Below are 592 nucleotides of genomic sequence, written 5' to 3' on the forward strand. Positions count from 1 at the left end.
AAGTGCCACGCAATCGTCCGGGACCTGACAGTTAGAAAAAGCGCGGCAACGAGCGGGAATCCCCTCTCCAAGCGATTGTCCCATCGAAGACATCAAGAACAAAACCCGCACCGCCTCCAATTTTGCATCGCCCATCGTGCTGGACCTGGACGGCGACGGCGTCATTCGCACCGTTGGTCTGTCTTCAGGGGTGAATTTCGACCACGCCGCCGACGGCTTTGCCGAGCGCACAGGCTGGGTAGCACCCGGTGATGGACTTCTGGTCTGGGACCGCAACGCCAACGGCGCAATCGACTCGGGCCGAGAACTCTTCGGTTCCGAAACTTTCCGCATCAACGGACTCAAGGCAGTCAACGGCTTCGAGGCACTACGCGAGCTGGACGCCAACAGCGATGGTGTCATCGACGCCAGTGACCCCGTGTATGCCCAATTGCGTGTTTGGGTGGATGACGACACCAACGGCCGCAGCGGAGGGGGCGAACTGCTCACCCTCGAAGAAGCCGGGGTGCGTAGCATCAACCTCCACTACACCGATTCAAGCTTCATCGACGCCCAAGGCAACGCCCACCGGCAGGTCGGCAGCTACACCACC

The 592-nt window shown here is 60.8% G+C and carries 1 pseudogene; it reads left to right on the forward strand.

The features are described from left to right. Nucleotides 1-136: 136 nt before the first annotated feature. Nucleotides 137-592, forward strand: a pseudogene (locus tag OA56_RS11050) (calcium-binding protein); the annotation flags it as partial.

The sequence above is a fragment of the Tepidiphilus sp. HLB4 genome, from assembly GCF_054823945.1.